Raw genomic sequence first — 20987 nt, forward strand, 5'->3', positions numbered from 1 at the left:
GATGGTGAACTGGTGAGTTGTCGTCCTGGCGGCTCCATCAGAACAGCAAACTCACCAGTTCACCATCTCACCATTTCACCACCTTGAAGATGGAAAGAACGAAGATCGTCGTGACGGGCGGGGCGGGCTACATTGGCTCCCACGCGGTAGTAGAGCTGTTTGAAGCGGGCTACCAGCCCATTATTATTGATAATTTCAGCAACTCCCAGGAGTCGGTGCTCGACGGCATCAAGGACATTCTGGGCCAAGCGGTTCCCTGCTACAACATCGACTGCGGCGACGAGGCAGCCCTGCGCGGCGTCTTCGACCAGGAGGCCGACATTCGGGGCATTATTCACTTCGCGGCCTACAAAGCCGTGGGCGAATCGGTGCAGCAGCCGTTGAAATATTACCAGAACAACGTCGGCTCGCTCATCACCCTGCTCAAGGTAATGCCCGACTATGGAGTGAGCAACCTGGTTTTCTCCTCCTCCTGCACCGTGTATGGCGTGCCCGACCAGCTGCCCGTCACCGAGCAGACGCCCACCAAACCGGCTACTTCGCCCTACGGCAATACCAAGAAAATCTGCGAGGACATCCTCAACGACGTAGCCTCGGTGTCAAACGGCGCTATCCGCACCATTCTGCTGCGCTACTTCAACCCGATTGGCGCCCACGCCTCGGCCCGCATCGGGGAGCTGCCCCTGGGCGTGCCCAACAACCTGGTGCCCTTCATCACCCAAACGGCGGCCGGCATCCGGGAGAAGCTGACGATTTACGGCGATACTTACGACACACCCGACGGTACCAACATCCGCGACTACGTGCACGTGGTAGACCTGGCCAAAGCCCACGTGGTGGCCGTGCAGCGCTTGCTCGATGCCAAAGGCGAGGCCGTAGAAACCTTCAACGTAGGCACCGGCCGCGGCAACAGTGTGCTGGAAGTAGTCCAAGCCTTTGAGCGGGCCACGGGCCAGAAGCTGAACTACGTCATCGGCCCGCCCCGCGTAGGCGACGTGCCCGCCATCTACGCCGACGTAACCAAAGCTACCCAGGAACTGGGCTTCCAAACCACTGCCACCCTGGACGAGGCCCTGGCCAGCTCCTGGAAGTGGCAACAGTCTTTGGCGAAATAGTGAACTGGTGAGCTGGTGAGTTGTCGTTCGGTATGCGCCATCTGCGCGGCTAGAACATAAAACTTACCATTTCACTATCTCACCATTTCACTACCTCACAACTTCACAATTTCACCGATCATGAAAATCATCATCACCGGCGGGGCCGGCTTCATTGGGTCGCACGTGGTGCGCCTGTTTGTCACGAAGTATCCCGAGTATCAGATTCTGAACCTGGATGCACTGACCTACGCCGGCAACCTGGAAAACCTGCGCGATATTGAGAATGAGCCCAACTACCGCTTGGTGAAGGGCGACATTACCGACCAGGCTTTCGTGGACCAGCTTTTCGCCACCGAAGAGCCCGACGCGGTGATTCACCTCGCGGCTGAGTCGCACGTGGACCGCAGCATCACCGATCCGCTGGCGTTTGTGAAAACCAACGTGCTGGGCACGGTGCACCTGCTGAACGCGGCCAAGAACCTGTGGAAAGCCTCGGGCTACGAAGGCAAAACCTTCTACCACGTCAGCACCGACGAGGTGTACGGCTCCCTGGAAATGGGCCCAGAGATGTTCACCGAGGATACGCCCTACGACCCCCGCTCGCCGTACTCGGCTTCGAAAGCCGCTTCCGACCACTTCGTGCGGGCCTGGTACCACACCTACCACATGCCGGTGAAGCTCAGCAACTGCTCGAACAACTACGGCCCTAACCACTTCCCCGAGAAGCTCATTCCGCTGGCCATTCACCGGATTCAGCACGGGCAGCCCGTGCCGGTGTACGGCAAAGGCGAAAACGTGCGCGACTGGCTGTTCGTGAAAGACCACGCCACGGCCATTGATGCCGTGTTCCACAAGGGCAAAGTGGGCGAGACCTACAACATTGGCGGTGTGAATGAGTGGCAGAACATTGAGCTCATCAACCTGCTCTGCGACGTGCTCGACGAGAAAACCGGCCGCGAAAAAGGCACTTCGCGCAAGCTCATCACCTACGTAACCGACCGCGCCGGCCACGACCTGCGCTACGCCATCGACTCCAGCAAAATCATGAACGAGCTGGGCTGGAAGCCTTCCGTGACCTTCGAGCAGGGCCTGGCCCAAACCGTGGACTGGTACCTGGAAAACACCGAGTGGCTGGAGCACGTAACCAGCGGCGCCTACCAGCAATACTACCAGCAGCAGTACAATAGGTAATGTGAATAATGTGGAGAATGTGAGTAATGTGGGCAATGCTGCCACACTAGCAAGCATGTAATTCTTCACATTTCTCTCATTCCTCACATTCCAACACATTAGTATCGTGTACGAAACTCCTTTTCACGACCAGCCGCTCGACAACCTGACATTTCTGGTGACGGGCGGAGCCGGCTTTATCGGCTCCAATCTGGTTGAATACCTGCTAAAGTACGGCGCCAAGAAAGTGCGCGTGCTGGACAACTTCTCCAACGGCTTCCGCAAGAACCTCAACCTCTTTGCCGGCAACCCCGCCCTGGAAGTCATTGAAGGCGACATCCGGGACCGGCAAACCTGCATCGACGCCTGCGTGGGCGTGGACGTGGTGTTGCACCAGGCGGCCCTGGGCTCGGTGCCCCGCTCCATCAACGACCCGATTACCTCCAACGACGTGAACGTGGGCGGCTTCGTGAACATGCTCGTGGGTGCCAAGGAAGCCCAGGTGAAGCGTTTCGTGTACGCGGCATCGTCCTCGACCTACGGCGACCATAAGGCCCTGCCCAAGGTGGAAGACCGGATTGGCAAGCCCCTGTCGCCCTACGCCGTGACCAAGTACGCCAATGAGCTGTACGCCGACGTGTTTGGCAAAACCTACGGCATGGAAATCATCGGGCTGCGCTACTTTAACATCTTCGGACCTCGCCAGGACCCGAATGGCGCTTACGCGGCCGTTATTCCGCTCTTTATCGACGCCGTACTGCAGGGCAAGCCCCCGCGCATGAACGGTGACGGGGGACAGACCCGCGACTTTACCTTCGTGGAAAACTGCGTGCAGGCCAACATCAAAGCCGCACTGGCCCCCAACCCCGAGGCCGTCAACCAGGTGTACAACGTGGCCGTGGCCGACCGTACCTCGCTCAACGACCTGTTCAACATTCTGAAAGAGGAAGCCGGCTCCGACATTACGCCCGAGTACGGCCCCGACCGCGCCGGCGACATCCGCGACTCCCTGGCCGACATCAGCAAGGCCAACAACCTGCTCGGCTACGACCCCCAGATCCGCATCCGGGAAGGCCTGCAGAAAACCCTGGCTTGGTTTAAGGAAAATCAAGCATTTATTGCCGAGCGCAATTAAGTAGCTTCGTTCGCCCAAACGCTCCTGCGGTTCGAACTCTCACTAAGTCACTCAATCACCATTTCACCGATGAAAGGTATTATCCTGGCCGGCGGCTCCGGTACCCGCTTGCACCCGCTCACGCTGGCCGTCAGCAAGCAGCTCATGCCGGTGTACGACAAGCCGATGATTTACTATCCGCTGTCGATTCTGATGATGGCGGGCATCCGCGAAATCCTGATCATCACCACGCCCCACGACCAGGAGCAATTCAAGCGCCTCTTGGGCGACGGGCAGAAGCTGGGCTGTAACTTCCAGTACGCGGTGCAGGAAGTGCCCAACGGCCTGGCTCAGGCCTTCGTAATCGGCGCCGACTTCATCGGTGACGACAAAGTAGCCCTGGTCCTCGGCGACAACATCTTCCACGGCGAAGGCCTGGAGGAACTGCTCAAGAGCAACAACAGCCCCGACGGCGGCGTGGTGTATGCCTACCACGTGCACGACCCCGAGCGCTACGGCGTGGTGGAGTTCGACGAAAACAAAAAAGCCCTCAGCATCGAGGAGAAGCCCAAGCAGCCCAAGAGCAACTACGCCGTGCCCGGTCTGTATTTCTACGACAACGAGGTAATTCAGATTGCCCGGGACCTGAAGCCCTCGTCCCGCGGGGAGTACGAAATTACCGACGTCAACCAGGAGTACCTGCGCCGCGGCAAGCTGAAAGTGGGTATTCTGGGCCGCGGCACCGCCTGGCTCGATACCGGCACGTTTGAGTCCTTGATGCAGGCCGGCGAGTTTGTGCGCGTTATTGAGCAGCGCCAGGGCCTGAAGGTGGGCTCCATCGAGGAAATTGCTTACCGTCAGGGTTTTATAACTGGCGACGAGTTGCGCGCCATTGCCGAGCCCCTGCGCAAGAGCGGCTACGGCGACTACCTGATGGGCTTGCCCGAGTCGTTGTTGCTGGAGAAGTAAGCTGCGCGTATTGCGCCTGAGTGTCGAAAAGGCCTCTGCTATTCGTAGCGGAGGCCTTTTTATCTTTCCGGAAGTTCTCACTCCCAAACCTTAGCCCGCCGTGCCCCTGCAGCCCATGACCTATCAGGATTTCACGCTCAAAGCGCGCCTGTCTGACCGGGCCCGGGTGGAGCGGCAGCTACTGGCCCTCGGGTTCACCTACATCGGCCTAGACGAGCAGCGCGACACGTATTTTCGCGTCGGCCAAGGCAAGCTCAAGCTCCGGCAGGGCACGATTGAAAACCTGGTGACGCACTACGAGCGGCGGGTGGATAAGGCTGCCGAAAAAACTGTGGTCTACGTGTACGACCTGAACCCTTCAGCCCAGCAGATTGCGGCGCTGTATGCGGCTCACCAAGTCATCGGGGTGGTGGAGAAACGCCGGCGGATTTACCGCCTGGGCAACGTCAAAATCCACCTCGATACCATGGCTGAAGGAGCCGAATTTCTGGAAATTGAAGTGTTTGACCACTCTAATACGCGGCCGGCCCCGGAACTGGAAGCCCGCTGCCACGAGGTGCTACGCAGCCTGGAAATTACCGTCGCGGACCTGTTGCCCACGGGCTATTTCAAAAGTGGTTGTTAGTTGTCAGATATTCAGCTGCTGTCGGCTGCTTCTAACAACGGACAACTAATAACTAAAAGATAATGCCCGCTGCCAAGCCGGCCAGCACAATGACGTAGGAGGGAAATTTGTCCCAGAGCAGGACCAGAAACGTAGCCGCTACCAGGGCCAGATTCACGGGCGTATCGGGCAGGGGGTGGTAGAGCAGAAATGTAGCGGCGCACACCAGCCCGGCCGACACGGCGTTGATGCCCTCCAGCGAGGCCTTGACCACCCGATATTGCTTGAGCTGGTCCCAGAACCGGATGAGGAAGAAGATGAGCAGGGTGCCTGGCATGAAGATACCCGCCGCGGCCACTACCGCGCCCAGAATCTGACTGCCGATGCCGCCGCCGACCTGCCGCATGGCCAGGGCCCCAATGTAGGAGGCAAATGAGAAATTCGGCCCCGGCATGGCCTGCACCAGTCCTAGCCCGGAGAGAAACTCCTGGGTGGTGAGGTAGTGCTTGAACTCCACGAACTCGGCGTAGAGCAGGGGCGCCAGCACCTGCCCGCCGCCAAATACCAGGCTGCCGTTGCGGTAGAAGTTCTCAAAGAGCCGCACGGGCAGCATCCGCTGGTCGGAACGGGTGTAGTGGCCCAGTATGGCTGCACCCACCAGCACGGCCAGCCAGAGCGCGAAATTGGCCCATTCAATGTTGAGGGGCTGCTTCTTCTCCAGCACCGGCATTTTGCGGTAGCGGAAGGTGGTAATCACGCCGCCCGCAATAAGCAGCAGCGGCAGCACCGAGGGCAGCTGAAACCGGTAGGCCAGCATGGAGGCGGCCACCATCAGGGCCACCGAGGTTTTGGTATGGATGACCTTCTCCGAAATCTTGTAGGCCGAGTACGCCACAAACCCTACCGCAATGGGCTGGATGTACTGCACCAAGTGGGCCACCTGGTCTTTGTCGAGGTAAGAAATGGTGAGGCCGGCCAGGGTCATCAGGGCCACGGCGGGCAGCATCCAGACCAGCACCGTGAGGTAAGCCAAGTTGGGCCCGCCCAGGCGGTAGCCGATGGCCGTAATGGTTTGGGTCGAGGTGGGGCCGGGCAGGATCTGGCACAGGGCGGTGAGTTCCAGCAGCTCGGCGGCCGTCAGGTAGCGGCGTTTATCTACCAGCAAGCGCAGCATCATGGCCATGTGGGCCTGGGGGCCGCCAAAGGCGGTAAGGCCCAGGGCGGCCACGTCTTTCAGGAAAATAATTCCTCGTACCCGCTTCGTGCGGGCCCCGCGAGTACCCCGGGGTGGCGGTGCGAGCTGAATTTCTTCCGTTTCCAAAACGTGGTACTTAGTGGTCTGGCAAGGACGCGCAAAGCCGGGGTAAAAGCAATGGTGGGGCTTGGGAAATACGCGTCAAACCGTTGTTGATCAGCAAGAAAGCGGCCGGCTGCTGAAAGGACAACCTGGAAATTCCAGAAAGCTCACTTTCAACAACCGGCCGCTACCAATCTGCTACTACTTATTTTTTCTTGAGACCCAGCTCAATCAGCCGTTCGTTGAGGAATTCGCCGGCGGTAATGTCGGCTTCCTTCTTGGGGTTTTCGGGGGTTACGCAGCTTTCCAGGGCCGCCAGGCTCATTTCCGAGCGGGGGTGCATAAAGAAAGGCACCGAGAAGCGCGAGGAGTTCATTTTCTCGCGGGGCGGATTTACCACGCGGTGAATGGTGCTCTTGAGCACGCCGTTGGTCAGGCGCTGCAGCATGTCGCCCACGTTCACCACAATCTGGTCGGGCAGGGCCGTAATTGGAATCCACTTCCCGTCGCGGCGCTTCACCTGCAGGCCATCGGCGGAGGCGCCCATGAGCAAGGTAATCAGGTTGATGTCGCCGTGCTCGGCGGCGCGGACGGCGTCGGCGGGCACTTCCTCGGGGTTTTCGATGGGGAAGTAGTGGATCGGGCGCAGGATGCTGTTACCGTTGCGGACCTTGTCGTCGAAATAATTTTCGGGCAAGTTCAGGTACAGGGCAATGGCGCGCAGCACGTCCTTGCCGGCCGCTTCCAGGGTGCGGTAGGTCGTGAACGTGCTCTGCTGGAAGGAGGGAATTTCGGCGGGCCAGATGTTGGCCGGGTACTCTTTGCCGATGGGGTCAGTGGCATCGTCAACCTCCTGGCCCACGTGGAAAAACTCCTTCAGGTCGCCGGTGTTGCGGCCCTTGGCGTGCTCCTTGCCTTTGCTGATATAGCCGCGCTGTCCGGCCAGTTCGGGGTTTTCGTAGCGCTGCTTGGCGTCGTCGGGCAACGCGAAGAAGGCCTTTACGTCATTGTAAAGGGCTGCCGTTTGTTCGTCGGTCAGGCCGTGGTTTTTCAGGGCCACAAAACCGATGTTCTGATACGCTTCGCCGAGCTGTTGTACGAAGCGGGCCTTACGCTCCGGGTCACCGGAACGGAAATCGGCCAAGTCGAGGGAGGGAATTTCTTCCAACAATTTTTCTTCCATAGCGGAAAATCAATATACTTTTGAGCAAACCTTACGTATTGCGCAAGGTACTTAAAAAATCATTCGTCGTCCCGGTGTCGGGGCGCGGCCGGACGAGCGGTCCGGTGGTCTTTTTACTCTTTCCACCATTTCCCTCATGAAAGCATCTGCTTTACTAATGAGCAGCGCCATGCTGCTTGGTCTGGCCGCCTGCGACACGGCCAAACAAACACAGGAGTCGGGTACTCAGGCTACGTCGGAACGCGTGACCAACATGGCTTCCATGGAGAAAAACGGTATCCGTTTGACACCGTTTAACGACTCGCCCAAGAATCCCGAAGCGCAGCTGCAACTCAAGTCGCCGGTGACGGGCTCCACGGTGCCCAGCGGCAGCGTGTCGTTCGACTACGACATCACCAACTTCCAGCTCACCAAGATGACGGGGGGAATGCATTCGGAAGAAATGGCCAACTCGGAAAAAGGCCAGCACATTCACAATATCGTGGATAATGAGCCTTACACGGCCCACTACACCACCGAATTCACCAAGCCCATTGCCGACGGCCAGCACGTGGTCCTCTCGTTCCTGTCGCGCTCCTACCACGAAAGTCTCAAGCACCGCGGCGCCTACGATCTGCGCGTTATTACGGTCGGCAACGCCGCGGCCACGCCCCTGAATGCCGACCTGAAAGCTCCCCACCTGTTCTACAGCCGCCCCAAGGATACCTATTCCGGCAAGGATGCGGCCAAGGTAATGCTGGACTTCTACCTGGTAAACACGACGTTGTCGCCGGAAGGCAATAAGGTGCGCGCCACCATCAACGGCACCGAGTTTATGCTCGACCAGTGGGCTCCCTACATGATGGAAGGTCTGCCCGCCGGCCAGAACACCATCAAGCTGGAGTTAGTGGACGCCAGCGGCAACCTGATTCCCGGCCCGTTCAACTCGGTTACGCGCAACTTTACGCTGCAGCCCTAATGCCCGAGCTACTCCGGGATAATACAAAGCCCGTCGGCCCCGCGCCGACGGGCTTTTTGTTGCCAGCAATCTTCTAAACGCTCAGCTGCGGCGCAGGCCGCGCAGGCGCCAGTTGAGGGCCACTTCGAAGTAGGGGTAGAGGTTTTTGGTTTCGCGCTGCAAGTCCTCGGGCGTGTAGCTGGTGCCCACGTAGGTACCCTGGCCCTCGGAGTAGCGGTAAAACGTGCGCAGCTGCTGCAGCCACAGGCTGGCTACCAGCGTGAAGCCCGTGGTGGTGCGGCGCTCGTAGGCCACGTCGGGGCCCTGCTGGCGAGTAAGGCTGCGCAAGAAGATGAGCGTGGTGGCGCTGGGCCCGATGAGGGCCGCCCGGCCGTGGGTGCGCTGCTCCAAAAACCGGTAACCCAGGCGCAGGCTGCTCGCGCCCCGCACGCCGCTCCAGCTGTGGCGCAGGCCGGCGGCCAAGTCGTGGGTGATGGTCGTGTCCAGGGGGCTTTCCTTGAACTCGGGCCAGTTGAGCAAGCCAATGCGGTTTTCGCGGCGCACGTAGTCCAGGGATGCCAGCAGGCGGGGCGTAAACTGGTAGCCCAGGTGCTGCTGCTGCTCCAGGACCCGGCTGGCCCGGTTTTTCAGCTGCTCGCTCAGCCGGTCGCGCACCTGGTAGCTCACCCAGAGGTGGTAGGTCGATTTGAGCGTGAAGTGGCCCGGGGCCCAGGTAAACGACGGTTCCCAGTGCAGCAGCCGGTCGGTATAATTCTCGGCGCTCAGGGCGGCCCGGATAAAGACGAACTGCCGGTACTCGGCCCCAGCCGCCAGCGAAGTCCGGAACGCCCCGGCCCAGCGGCCCACCCATACCAGGCGCAGACTGTGCTGGGCTTCGTCGCGGTCCTGGGTGTTGTCCTTGCTGGGCGTATCCACGCGCAGCAGTTGAGCCGAGCCCAGCAGCGTGAGCGAGTGGCGGGCCACCGGCAGCCAGGTCAGCTCGGATTGCCAGAGCGTGGTTTTTTCGGAAATATCCTTGATCTGCTCCCGCTCGGTGGCAGCTCTAAAGCGGCTCTCCGACAGATTGCGGTTGTTGTCGAGGGAATAGTTGCGGTTCCGTTCCCGGTAGTTGAACAGGAGCATAAACTGCAGCTTTTTGCCCTGTACCCGTACTTCCTGGCGGGTGTCGAGTTCCTGCTGGCGGTAGCCCAGGTTCTGCACCGTGTCCGACTCGGCGCTGAGCTGGCGGTAACCAAACGCCCGGCGGGGTAGCGCCAGCAGGTTGTCGGAGCGGAACGAGACCTTGTCGCCGAGCTGGTAGAGCCAGCTGAGCTGGGTTGAAATCGTGTCGCTCTGAATGCGCTGCACATTGCCGGGCACGTAATCCTCGGCCCGGTTAGAGCGGTAGCCCAGGCGCAGGGAGCCGCTGGAATATTCGTCGAGCGTCCGTTCGTAGTAGCCTTCGGCCAGGGTGCGCTGCCAGATGCGCGGGCCCAGTTGGGAGCGGGTCCCAAACAGGCGCACGGCCACCGGCTGCCGGGCCTGGCGGCTAGGATAAATCAGGGTCGTAACTTCCAGGCCGTAGGAAGGGCCCGCGTCGCGGCGGCCATTGCGGGCGTCGTAGGCTCCGCCGCCAAAGAGCACGTAGCGCGCCGTCGAAAGCGTATCGAGCACCTGGGCCAGGCGCAAGCGGTGCTCGTAGCCCAGGCGGGCCAGCCAGGCCCCGGTGCGGGTGGCATTGGTGCGGCTTTGCTCGTAGTGCAGCAGCTGGCCCACCTGCCAGCGCGGGTTCAGGGCCACAGTATGCAGCAAGTTGGCGCCGTAGTCTTCGCGCACGAAGGGCGGCTCCCCCCGCTCGTCATAAATCCAGTCGCTGAGCAGGCGGTAGTCCAGCTGCTGCCGGGGGGTGAGGCGGGCCCGGCCGCGCAGGTCGGTTTGCTGGGAATAGGTGCTGATGCCCACGCGCCGGGTGCGGAAGGAAAGCAGCAACAGCGAGTCGGAACCGGCCGCCGTGGTTTCGGGAGCTACCGCCTGGGCCGCCGCAGACGGGGCCAGCGCGCCGGCCAGCCAAAACAGGAGCAAACAGGCAGCAGACAAGTAAGCTCGACGGCAATGCATGGCAAGGACACGGCCGGGAGGAACCGCAAGGCGTAAGTTAGCTAATCGAAGAACGGACTGCAACCATCGCCTAAATCTAGGTTTTAGACAAATAATCGAACTTTATAAGTATCGGAGTGCGTATTTTTGGCTCACCGGGCATGTGCTACGAAACCTGCGTGCTGTTCAGGACGTCTTGAGTGTTCGGAACTGTCGCCCCGACAGGTCCGCAAGCTCCCGCAGGCCTCCGTTTTGCCATCTAAGCTTATGATTGTTCGAAAACTTGTTCTTTCCCTCGGGTTAATTGTTGGTGTGGGCAGCTGGGCACAAGCGCAGCGGGCTATTTGGGCGGCGAAAGTAGTAGAAGTATCATCCCAGAAAGCAGAGGGGAAAGAGGCCTTTTCGCCCGATAAAGTGCTGGGGGAGCCCAATGCCCAGCCTTTGGGCCAGATCAACAACGACGCCTGGATTCCAAAAAAGGAAGGAGCCAACGAATTTATTGAGGTGCGCTACGGCAAATCCATCATTGCCAAGCAAGTGACGGTCGTGGAAAACTTCAATCCGGGCTCCATCACCAAAATCGAGCTGGTCGACACCCGCGGCACCCGGCACCAGGTATACGAAAACAAAAGCCCCGGCCCGCTGGCCGAGCCGTTTCGGTCGTTGAGCGTCACGTTTCCGGCCGCCACGTACCGCACCGTGGGCGTGGTGGTGTCGATGAACACGAAGGCTGTGGAAGGAGTCAACCAGATTGACGCCATCGGCATTGCCGACGTGGCCGAAACCATGGTCAAGAAGGAATTCGTTGCCCAGGCTGAAGGCGTCAAGTTCGACTCGGCCATGGTCAACCTGGGTACTAACGTCAACTCCAAATACGTAGACACTCACCCCGTTATTGCTCCCGACGGCAAAACGCTGTTCTTTGCCCGCCAGGAAAGCCCGCAGAACGTGGGCGGGGCCAACGACGTGCAGGACGTGTGGTACAGCACCCTGGCCAACGCCGCCAAGAAAACCTGGAACCAGGCCAAGAACATCGGCGGGCCCATCAACACGCCCGGCCCCAACGGTCTGGCTTCGGTATCGTCGGATGGCAATACGGCGCTGCTGATCAACGTGTACAACCCCGATGGGACGCTCGACCCAAAGGGCGCCAGCATTTCGCGCCGCACCAAGACGGGCTGGGGTATGCCAGTCAAGATTGAAATTGAGGATTTCTACAACGACGACGAGGAAAACGTCGACTATTTCCTGAGCACCTCGGGTAAGTTTCTGCTGATGGCCGTGCAGCGCAAGGACGGCAAAGGGGAGCAGGACATCTACGTGAGCTTCAAGAAGGAAGACGGCCGCACCTGGACCCGACCCAAAAACCTGGGCGGCACCATCAACACCAAGAAGGCCGAGTTTGCGCCCTTCCTGGCCGCCGACGGCAAAACCCTGTACTTCGCCTCCGAAGGCCTGGGCGGCTACGGCAAGAGCGACATTTTCTCCTCTAAGCGCCTGGATGACAGCTGGACCAACTGGTCGAAGCCGCGCAACCTGGGCCCCAACATCAACTCCCCCGACTTCGACGGCTACTTCACGCTGTCGGCGGCCGGCGAGGATGCTTACCTGGTATCGTCGCGCAACGGCCTGGGTGGCTCGCGCGACATTTTCCGGATCAACCTGACCCCGCAGTTCAAGCCCGAAGTGGTGACGCTGGTGCGCGGCCGGGTGCTGGACGCGGCCACCAAAAAGCCCGTGACGGCGACCATTAAGTACGAAAACCTGCTGACCGGGGAAGAAATCGGCGTGGCCGAAACCAGCCCCGTGGATGGCTCCTACACCATTGTGCTGCCCTCGGGCGCCCACTACGGCTACCGCGCCGAAGCCGAAAACTACCTGGCCGAAAGCGACAACCTGGACGTGACAGACCGGCAGAACTACTCCGAAGTCACCCACGACCTGTTTCTAGTGCCCTTCGCCGTGGGCTCGACCATCAAGCTGAACAACATCTTCTTTGCCCAGAGTAAATACTACCTGCGCGACAATTCTTACCCCGAGCTGCTACGCTTGGTGCGCATCCTGAAGGATTATCCCACGGTAGAAATCAAGCTCGAAGGCCACACCGACAACCAAGGCGACCCGGCGCTGAATCTCAAGCTCAGCCTGGACCGGGTGAACGAGGTGAAGAAGTACCTGGTATCGAAGGGCATCAGCGGCCACCGCATCACCACCGAAGGCTTTGGCGACAAAAAGCCCATTGCCAGCAACGAGCAGGAAGAAACCCGCAAGCTCAACCGCCGGGTAGAATTCCGAATCACCAAGAAATAGCGGGGTAATGTGCTAATTCATAGTGTGCTGATGTGCTAATGTGGGGAATGTGAGAATGAAGGCCTCGTGTCCTTGCGAGGAACGAAGTCATCCTTCCTCTGCGCAGCATAAACTGTCTTTTTACCAGAAAGCCCCTGACTACTGCGTGTAGTCAGGGGCTTTTCACATTAGAGGACGCAGCGCATTTCAGCGGCCGGATGGCTTCGCGTTGCTCGCAAGGACACATTCCTCACATTAACCAAGCATTAGCACCTTAACAATCAGCTTTTCGTGTTGCTGGTGGGGCCGCCGGGGTTGGCAATGGAGTCGCGCATGTCGGTGTCGGCCTGCACGTTGCGCATTTTGTAGTAGTCCATCACGCCCAGGTTGCCGGAGCGGAAGGCGTCGGCAATGGCTTTGGGTATCTCGGCTTCGGCCTGGACCACCGAGGCCTTGGCTTCCTGGGTTTTAGCGCGGTTTTCCTGCTCCACGGCCACGGCCATGGCGCGGCGCTCCTCGGCTTTGGCCTCGGCCACTTTCAAGTCGGCCGTGGCTTGGTCAATCTGCAGCTTGGCCCCGATGTTTTCCCCGATGTCGATGTCGGCAATGTCAATGGACAGAATCTCGAAGGCCGTGCCGGCGTCGAGGCCCTTGCTGAGCACGAGCTTGGAAATTTTGTCAGGGTTTTCGAGCACCTCCTTGTGCGACACCGACGAGCCAATGCTAGTCACGATACCTTCCCCGACCCGGGCCAGGATGGTTTCTTCACCGGCCCCGCCCACGAGCTGGGTGATGTTGGCCCGCACCGTAACGCGGGCAATGACGATGAGCTGGATGCCGTCCTGCGACACGGCCGCCACGTTGGGCGTGTTGATGACTTTGGGATTAACCGACGTCGTGACGGCCTCAAACACGTTGCGGCCGGCCAGGTCAATGGCGGTGGCCTGCTTGAAGTCGAGCGGAATATTGGCCTTGTCGGCCGAAATCAGGGCCTTGATGACGTTGGGCACGTTGCCGCCGGCCAGGTAGTGGGTTTCCAGCTCATTGCTGGTGATGTGCAGGCCCGCCTTGGTGGCCGTAATCAGCGAGTTGACGATGAGCGTGGGCGAGACTTTGCGCACCCGCATCAGCACCAGCTGAAACAGGCTGACCCGGACGCCGGAGAAAATAGCCGTAATCCAGAGGCTGATGGGGAAAAAGTAGAGGAAAACCAGCAGCGCAATGGCGGCAATGATAAAGGGGGCGAAGGGCACGTTCATACCAAGGGAGGCTAAGACCGGCTCCGAGTTACGAGTTTTTCCGTGGTTTTCGGCGGTAGCCGCTACGCCTGCTCTACCACAATGCGGTTTTGCTCGATGCCCAGCACCCGCACGGGCGTGCCGGCCGCCAGAAATTCGCCCCGGGTCACGACTTCGCGCCGCTGCTCATCGTCGAAGAGGGCGGTGCCGGCCGGGCGCAGCGCCGACAGGGTGCGGCCCACGGTGCCGGGTTCCACGTCGGGCCGGCGGGCGTCGCGCACACTCGTGTTGTTAACGTCGGTGAGGGCGAAGCGGTGCAGGTTTTTGGGCCGCAGCCCGAGGTAGAGCACCACGCCCGCCAGCACTGCCGCCGTCACCAGCGTGAGGTGGCCGCCGGTGCTGCCCAAGTCGCGGTAGCCCAGCCAGATGCCCGTGACCAGCAGGGCAAAGCCGACCAGGCCAACCAGCGTGGTGCCGGGAATAAACAGGACTTCGGCCAGCAGAAACAGCAGGCCGAAAAGCAAGAGCAGGGAAATGGTAATCCAGTCCATGAGCAGGGCAGTAGAGGTTACCTGAAATATACGCAGAAAGCGCCGGGCGGCGGTGAGGACAGCTCGGGTGGAGTTGCTATTTTCGGCTTCCAAACTTATTGCCCCTCCGCGCATGGCTGCTGAGCTTTCTTCCGGCGTATCAATGCTAACGGCCCTGCTCGAGCGGGTGCCGTATCTGCCGGCGGCCGAAGTAGCGGAGTTTGTGGCCCTCTGGAAACGCCCCGTCACGCTGCGCCGCCACGATTTTCTGATTCAGGCCGGGCAGGTCGAGCACAACCTGTACTTCGTGGTGAGCGGTGTGCTGCGCATCTACTACCCGAGCCAGGACGAGGAAATCTGCGTCGGGTTTGGCTACGCCAACAATATGGTGTGCTCATTTCCCTCGTTTGTGGCCAATCAGCCCTCCGACTACTGCCTGCAGGCCCTGAAGAAGTGTGAGCTGCTGGCCATTTCCCGCGCCGACTTCAGCGCCTTTGTGGAGCAGAATGCGGCGTTTGCCCGGTTTTGGCGGCTGGAGTTGGAGCGGGTGCTGGTGGGCCGTATCGAGCGGGAAATCGACTTGCTGCTGCCCGCGCCCGAGCAGCGCCTGGAGCGGCTGCTGCAGCGAAGCCCGCACATTTTTCAGCTGGTGCCCAAAAAGTACATTGCTTCCTACCTGCGCATGACGCCCGAAACCCTGAGCCGGCTACGCTAAGTCTTGATTCCCGTCAAGGTTTGGCGGGGTGCCGGGGCCCACCTTTGCCAGCAGCAAACCCAAACGTCTTTCGTCATGCTTTCCACCGCCTTTATTGCCCAGCTCGAAACCCAGGTTCAGGCGCTTTCAGCCACCGTGGACGGGCAGCTGCGCCCGTTGCCCAGTCAGGAGCTCAACTACAAGCCGACGCCCACCGCCTGGAGCGTGCTCGAGTGCCTGGAGCACCTGAACCGCTACAGCCGCTTCTACAACCCCGAGCTGGCCCGGGCCCTGCAAAGTGCGCCGGCCGGAGCGCCGCACGAAGTCGGGTTCAGCTGGCTGGGCCGCAAGTCGTACGACACGGTGAAGCCCGAAAACCACAAGCTGCAGAAAACCGTCAAGCACATGAACCCCGCCGGCAGCCAGCTCACGGCTGAAGTTGTGGAAGAGTTTCTGCGGCACCAGCAGCAGCTCTTGCAGCTGCTGGCTGCCGCCCGCACTGCCAACCTGAACCGCAAAGCCGTGCGCGTCGAGTTTTTCCGGCTGCTAAAGCTGCGGCTCGGCGAAGCGCTGCAGTTTGTAGTTGCCCATGAGCAGCGCCACGTGCAGCAGGCCCTGCGCGCGGCGCAGACTGCCCAGGCTCGTGGCCAAGAGGCCGTACTAGTGGTATAGGCCGCCGGGGGCTCGTACGCAAGGGCCGGTTTTGCGTATGCCCGCCTATGATGAAACAACGCGAAGTAACTACCCCCGATAATACCCAGTGGACCTGCGTGCAGGCCTATTCCGCCCAGGACGGCGATGCTGCCGATAAAGCCGCTACCCTCAGCCAAACCGAAGACGGCGGTGTGCCGGTGGTGTGTACGCCCAGCGGCGGGGCCCAAACCATACGCCTGGAGCTTGAGCTGGACTGGCTGGAAAATCTTTCGGATGAAGAGCTGACCCAGGCCATTCAAGCTGCTCAGTAAACTTGTATAGCGCACAGAAAAGGCCCGCTGCCAATTTGGTAGCGGGCCTTTTTTGTGAATACCAACGCGGAAATTTCTCCCTGGAGTCTGACTAATCCAGAGCCTAGTACGCCCGGGCGAAGTACACGCGCCGGCTGCTGGGCTTGCCCGTCAGGATGCAGGTACCTTCCTCCTCGGGCTCGCTCAGGGCAATGCAGCGAATCGTCGCCTTGGTTTCCTCCTTGATGCGCTCCTCGGTTTCGGAAGTGCCGTCCCAGTGGGCCACCACGAAACCGCCTTCGCCTTCCAGGGCCTGCTTAAACTCCTCGTAGGTATCTACGCGGGTCGTGTGCGTTTCGCGGAAGTGCAGGGCGCGCTGGTAGATGTTGGTCTGGATGTCGGTCAGCAGCTGGTCTACGCTGTTCACGATGTCGGCCAGCGGCAGGTTCATCTTTTCCTTCGTGTCGCGGCGGGCCACTTCCACGGTGCCGTTTTCCAGGTCGCGCATGCCCACCGCAATGCGGACCGGCACGCCTTTGAGCTCCCACTCGGCAAACTTGAAGCCCGGCCGCTCGGTATCCCGGTCGTCGAACTTCACGCTGATGCCGCGCTCGGCCAAGCCCAGCTGCATGGGCCGGATCCGCTCGGCGAGTTCTTCCAGCTGGCCGGTTTTGTAAATCGGCACGATAACCACCTGAATCGGGGCCAGCTTGGGCGGCAGCACCAGGCCTTCGTCGTCGGAGTGGCTCATGATCAGGGCGCCCATCAGGCGGGTGCTTACGCCCCACGAAGTGCCCCATACGTGTTCCAGCTGGCCCTCCTTGTTGGTAAACTGCACATCAAAAGCTTTGGCGAAGTTCTGGCCCAGGAAGTGCGAAGTCCCGGCCTGCAGCGCTTTGCCGTCCTGCATCAAGCCTTCGATGCAGTACGTATCGAGGGCGCCGGCAAACCGCTCGTTCTCGGTTTTCACGCCTTTCACCACCGGCAGCGCCATCCATTCCTCGGCAAACTGGGCGTACACTTCCAGCATCTGCCGGGTTTCGGCTACGGCTTCCTCGGCGGTGGCATGGGCCGTGTGGCCTTCCTGCCACAAAAACTCGGCCGTGCGCAAAAACAAGCGGGTCCGCATTTCCCAGCGCACCACGTTGGCCCACTGGTTGATCAGCAGCGGCAAGTCGCGGTAGCTCTGAATCCAGTTTTTGTAAGTGCTCCAGATAATAGCTTCCGAGGTTGGGCGCACAATAAGCTCTTCTTCCAGCTTGGCGTTGGGGTCCACGCGGAGCTTGCCGGGCTTGTCGGGGTCGTTCTGCAGGCGGTAGTGCGTTACTACGGCGCACTCTTTGGCAAAGCCCTCCGCGTTTTTCTCCTCAGCCTCAAACAAGCTTTTGGGTACAAACAGCGGAAAATAGGCATTCTGGTGGCCCGTGCGCTTGAACATATCGTCGAGCTGGCGCTGCATTTTCTCCCAGATGGCGTAACCATAGGGTTTGATGACCATACAGCCCCGCACGGCCGAGTTTTCGGCCAAGCCCGCGCGCTTTACCAACTCATTGTACCACAGTGAATAATCTTCACTACGCTTTGGCAAACTTTTACTCATATTCGAGGTATCTTTGGGTAAGCGAAATAGTTCCCAAATCTGGTATAAGATTTGTCCTAGGGAAAGGGCACCGTTTCGGCGCCAAATTACGTTATTAAACCGGAGCTCACCGCGCCGGTCTCTTATAAGTCAGGCAACCAATTTGGGGTTTCTCTAATCTGTTCCTTGCAAGGTCCACTTTTCAGCGTCAGCAGCCATGAAATCAATCCTTAACACTGTTTTGCCCGCCATGGCCCTGCTCGCGCTGGGTGGCTGCGCAAGCACCTCGGCTCTCACCTCTACGGAGAGCGACGGGGTTTATTATTCCTCCAAGGACCGCACTATCTACAATGAGCCCGTTGGCTCGACGGCCTCGGCGCAGGATAATACTTCCGGCGGCAGCTCGGCTACCGATGCGGAAACTAATCCGGACTACGCCAGCTCCGGCAATTCCTCGTCCTCGAAAAGCGGCGGCTCGGAGTATTACGACGACGATTATAGCTACTCGGCCCGGATTCGGCGGTTTCACCAGCCGGCTTACCGTAGCTTCAGCTACGGCTACTACGACCCATTCTACTCCGACCCGTTCTGGTATGGCGGCAGCGCCTACTCCTACTACGGGGGCGGTTACTCGCCCTACGGTTGGGGCCCGGGCTACTACGGCTCGTATTATGACCCCTTCTACAGCCCGTATGGCTACGGTAATACGGCTGTAATTATCAACATCGGCTTTGGTCGGCCCTACTACAGCCCCTGGGGCTACGGGTATGGTGGCTATGGCTACGGCCGTGGTTACTACGATGGCTACCGCAACGGCTTGTATAGCGGCTACGGCAATTACTACGGCGGCACAGTTGGCAGCAGCCGGAACGTGCACTATGGCCCCCGCACGGGTCGTAGTCAGGAAGCTACTACCGATGGCCGTGCCGCGACGGGTGTTAGCCCGGGCCGGGGCCGCACCCGTGAGGGGGGCGTAGCCAACTCGGAAGGCGGAATAAATACGACTGGCTCTGGTGCCGGCACCAGCTCCAGCTGGAACGGCCGGGGGCGGGAGCGGAGCACCGACAACCCAACCGGGGGCGTGTCCTCATCCTCGGATGTTCGGGCCAATGACGTAAATACCGGCCGCAGCCGTGACGGCAGCGAGCAGGTGCAGCGCCGCAACAACACGGCCGTCTTCACCGACGAAAACGGGACTCGGGTTCAAACCCGCAGCCGCGAAGGCGCCGAGCAGCCCCGCACCACCGAAAACGCCGGTCGCCGCTGGCGGACAGTGGAAAATACCGGTAATGCTGATGGACAGCCCGCCACGAACCCAACGTACCCCAATTACTCGGAGCAGCGCCGCAGCCGCAGCCGGGAAGCGTATAGCGGCGACCAAAGCAACGGTCAGAACAACGGTGGGCAGCAAGCGGAGCAACCAGCTCGTCGGCAGCGGACCTACGAGGCCCCAGCGCAACAGCCGACCCGTACCTACGAAGCTCCGCAGCGGACGTATGAGGCTCCCAGCCGTTCGTACGAACCCTCGCGCAGCACTACTCCTGCTCCGTCTATGGGCGGTGGCAGCAGTGGTGGCGGTGGTGGCCGCAGCAGCGGTGGCGGCGGCCGTGGCCGCGGCGAATAAGTTAGCTACTCGGAAATCTTATTGTGGCCGGCCCCTGGCCGGCCACCTTTCTTTCCCATCCTATGAAAAACCTGAAATATTTACTTGCCGTGGCCTTTTTAGGTCAGGCTAGCTACGCCTTTGCCCAATATGAAGTGGATGCGCTCCGGTTTTCCCAGACTCAGTTTGGGGGTACTGCCCGCACCCTCGGCATCGGGGGCGCAAACGTGGCCGTGGGAGCTGATCTGAGCAGCCTAGCTACTAACCCCGCGGGATTGGGGATGTATCAGCGTTCGGAATTCAGCTTTTCGCCCGGCTTAGGGCTTGGCAATACGGAAAGTACAGCCTTTGGAACTACGACTACCGACGCTCGCAACAGCTTGCACATCGGTAGCCTAGGGGCCGCCTTTGTAAACCGCCGCCCGGATAGTGACTCCAATCCCTGGCGTAGTGGCACGTTTGCCCTGGGCCTGACGCGTATTAACGACTTTAACCAGAGCTTCCGGTACCGGGGCAACCCTAGCCGGGGGCAGGATATCTTCCAGCGACTGAGCACGGATCGACGGCAGGATCTGGACGATCTGGCATACAAGACCTACCTCACGGAAGAGGATTCCAAGGGCATTTACGTGCCCTCCGACTACAGCCTCTCCCGCGGCAAGCTGACGCAGGAAGAAACGGTACTGACCACCGGCTCGCAAACCCAGTTCGACTTTGGCTACGGCGCTAGCTATAAAGACCGGCTCTACATTGGCGGCGCCATCGGTTTGGTAAGCACGCGTTTCAGCTCGACCAGCACGCTGAAGGCTATTGACCCCAATACGTATCCGGCCGGAACCGAAGGGGCCGCCTTTAGCTCCCTGACGTACCGGGAGACTTTGGATACTCGCGGCTCGGGCATTAATGCCCGCGTGGGAGCCATTTACCGGGCCAGTGATGTACTGCGCGTGGGGGCTTCCATTCAGACCCCGACGTACATGCAGCTATCCGAAACCTACGGGGCCAAGATGGATGCTGCCTATGACCAACCAATTCAGGTTGGCGGCAAAACGATTAGCTCCAGCAGCGAATCTATTGACCCCGGAGCTTTTGACTATGCCCTGACGACGCCGTTCCGGGCCTCGGGTGGGGTAGCGGCCATTATTGGCAAGCACGGCTTTATCAGCGGGGATGTGGAGTACGTGAATTACAGCAGTGCTCGGCTTAGCAATGACAACAGTGACCCAGCCGTCAATAACAGCTACGATTTTGGGCCTACCAACGATGATGTGCGCCAGCTCTACCACTCGACGGTAAACTTGCGGGTTGGCGGGGAGTTACGGGCGGATATTTTTCGTTTGCGTGCCGGCTACGCCCGTTATGGCGACCCATACAAGGAAAACTCTTTTGACCGGACTCAGAACTACTTCACGCTCGGGGCCGGGTTGCGCCAGAACAACTTCTTTATAGACGTGGCCGGGGTATACAGCACCAATAAGCGCTTCTATAGCCCCTACGTGCTGGAAACTGACACGCCGGTAGTTGGTATAGATGGCAGCCGGTATACCACCACTCTCACGGCCGGCTGGACTTTCTAATAGCCGCCTGAGTAGGCCACAAAAAAGACGCCCTGGTCGAAACCAGGGCGTCTTTTTTGTGGCCT

Annotated in this window: 18 protein-coding genes; 12 read left to right on the forward strand and 6 right to left on the reverse strand. The window is 60.0% G+C overall.

Going from position 1 to position 20987, the window contains the following annotated elements:
• Nucleotides 1-89: 89 nt before the first annotated feature.
• From galE to CLV45_RS20725, 5 genes are all read left to right on the forward strand, one after another.
• Nucleotides 90-1115 (forward strand): UDP-glucose 4-epimerase GalE, encoded by a 1026-nt coding sequence (gene galE / locus CLV45_RS20705; RefSeq protein ID WP_100338395.1) that lies wholly within the window; start codon nt 90-92, stop codon nt 1113-1115.
• Between the two features lie 120 nt (nt 1116-1235).
• Nucleotides 1236-2288 (forward strand): dTDP-glucose 4,6-dehydratase, encoded by a 1053-nt coding sequence (gene rfbB / locus CLV45_RS20710; protein WP_100338396.1) that lies wholly within the window; start codon nt 1236-1238, stop codon nt 2286-2288.
• Nucleotides 2289-2394: 106 nt separating this feature from the next.
• A complete protein-coding gene (locus CLV45_RS20715) occupies nt 2395-3402 on the forward strand; it encodes an SDR family oxidoreductase (protein WP_100338397.1) in 1008 nt (335 codons plus the stop codon).
• A 69-nt stretch (nt 3403-3471) separates the two neighbouring features.
• On the forward strand, nt 3472-4350 hold the full coding sequence (gene rfbA, locus CLV45_RS20720) for a glucose-1-phosphate thymidylyltransferase RfbA (protein ID WP_100338398.1): 879 nt from the start codon (nt 3472-3474) through the stop codon (nt 4348-4350).
• A 100-nt stretch (nt 4351-4450) separates the two neighbouring features.
• Nucleotides 4451-4975, forward strand: a complete 525-nt coding sequence (locus CLV45_RS20725) for a class IV adenylate cyclase (protein ID WP_100338399.1) — start codon at nt 4451-4453, stop codon at nt 4973-4975.
• Nucleotides 4976-5027: 52 nt separating this feature from the next.
• On the opposite strand, the gene chrA is transcribed toward CLV45_RS20725, so the two are convergent.
• Nucleotides 5028-6275 (reverse strand): chromate efflux transporter, encoded by a 1248-nt coding sequence (gene chrA / locus CLV45_RS20730; RefSeq protein WP_245882938.1) that lies wholly within the window; start codon nt 6273-6275, stop codon nt 5028-5030.
• A 181-nt stretch (nt 6276-6456) separates the two neighbouring features.
• On the reverse strand, nt 6457-7434 hold the full coding sequence (locus CLV45_RS20735) for an isopenicillin N synthase family dioxygenase (protein WP_100338400.1): 978 nt from the start codon (nt 7432-7434) through the stop codon (nt 6457-6459).
• 136 nt (nt 7435-7570) lie between these two features.
• On the opposite strand from CLV45_RS20735, the gene CLV45_RS20740 reads away from it, so the two are divergent.
• Nucleotides 7571-8392 (forward strand): hypothetical protein, encoded by an 822-nt coding sequence (locus tag CLV45_RS20740; RefSeq protein ID WP_100338401.1) that lies wholly within the window; start codon nt 7571-7573, stop codon nt 8390-8392.
• Between the two features lie 81 nt (nt 8393-8473).
• Here CLV45_RS20740 and CLV45_RS20745 read toward each other — a convergent pair whose 3' ends face one another.
• Nucleotides 8474-10453, reverse strand: a complete 1980-nt coding sequence (locus CLV45_RS20745; RefSeq protein ID WP_100338402.1) for a hypothetical protein — start codon at nt 10451-10453, stop codon at nt 8474-8476.
• Nucleotides 10454-10735: 282 nt separating this feature from the next.
• On the opposite strand from CLV45_RS20745, the gene CLV45_RS20750 reads away from it, so the two are divergent.
• Nucleotides 10736-12778: an OmpA family protein gene (locus CLV45_RS20750; RefSeq protein ID WP_100338403.1), complete on the forward strand. Its 2043-nt coding sequence runs from the start codon at nt 10736-10738 to the stop codon at nt 12776-12778.
• 260 nt (nt 12779-13038) lie between these two features.
• Here CLV45_RS20750 and floA read toward each other — a convergent pair whose 3' ends face one another.
• The gene (gene floA / locus CLV45_RS20755; protein WP_100338404.1) at nt 13039-14016 is read right to left on the reverse strand and encodes a flotillin-like protein FloA; all 978 of its coding nucleotides are present in this window, start codon (nt 14014-14016) and stop codon (nt 13039-13041) included.
• A gap of 62 nt (nt 14017-14078) precedes the next feature.
• Entirely contained in the window at nt 14079-14546 is a 468-nt protein-coding gene (locus CLV45_RS20760; RefSeq protein WP_157807688.1) for an NfeD family protein, read from the reverse strand.
• Nucleotides 14547-14658: 112 nt separating this feature from the next.
• On the opposite strand from CLV45_RS20760, the gene CLV45_RS20765 reads away from it, so the two are divergent.
• The 3 genes from CLV45_RS20765 to CLV45_RS20775 all read left to right on the forward strand — a co-directional run bounded on the left by CLV45_RS20765 (nt 14659) and on the right by CLV45_RS20775 (nt 16184).
• A complete protein-coding gene (locus tag CLV45_RS20765; protein WP_100338406.1) occupies nt 14659-15240 on the forward strand; it encodes a Crp/Fnr family transcriptional regulator in 582 nt (193 codons plus the stop codon).
• Between the two features lie 75 nt (nt 15241-15315).
• Nucleotides 15316-15891 carry a DinB family protein gene (locus CLV45_RS20770; protein WP_100338407.1) on the forward strand — a complete coding sequence of 192 codons (576 nt, stop codon included), beginning with the start codon at nt 15316-15318 and terminating at the stop codon, nt 15889-15891.
• A 50-nt stretch (nt 15892-15941) separates the two neighbouring features.
• Nucleotides 15942-16184 carry a hypothetical protein gene (locus CLV45_RS20775; RefSeq protein ID WP_100338773.1) on the forward strand — a complete coding sequence of 81 codons (243 nt, stop codon included), beginning with the start codon at nt 15942-15944 and terminating at the stop codon, nt 16182-16184.
• A gap of 103 nt (nt 16185-16287) precedes the next feature.
• Here the strand turns inward: CLV45_RS20775 and proS are convergent, their stop codons facing one another.
• Nucleotides 16288-17763 (reverse strand): proline--tRNA ligase, encoded by a 1476-nt coding sequence (gene proS, locus CLV45_RS20780; protein ID WP_100338408.1) that lies wholly within the window; start codon nt 17761-17763, stop codon nt 16288-16290.
• 196 nt (nt 17764-17959) lie between these two features.
• Here proS and CLV45_RS20785 point away from each other — a divergent pair, with 196 nt between their 5' ends.
• On the forward strand, nt 17960-19366 hold the full coding sequence (locus CLV45_RS20785) for a hypothetical protein (protein WP_157807689.1): 1407 nt from the start codon (nt 17960-17962) through the stop codon (nt 19364-19366).
• A gap of 62 nt (nt 19367-19428) precedes the next feature.
• A complete protein-coding gene (locus CLV45_RS20790; protein ID WP_100338410.1) occupies nt 19429-20922 on the forward strand; it encodes an OmpP1/FadL family transporter in 1494 nt (497 codons plus the stop codon).
• The last annotated feature ends 65 nt before the right edge of the window (nt 20923-20987 follow it).

It is taken from the genome of Hymenobacter chitinivorans DSM 11115 (assembly GCF_002797555.1).
In the GTDB taxonomy this organism is placed as follows: Bacteria; Bacteroidota; Bacteroidia; order Cytophagales; family Hymenobacteraceae; genus Hymenobacter; species Hymenobacter chitinivorans.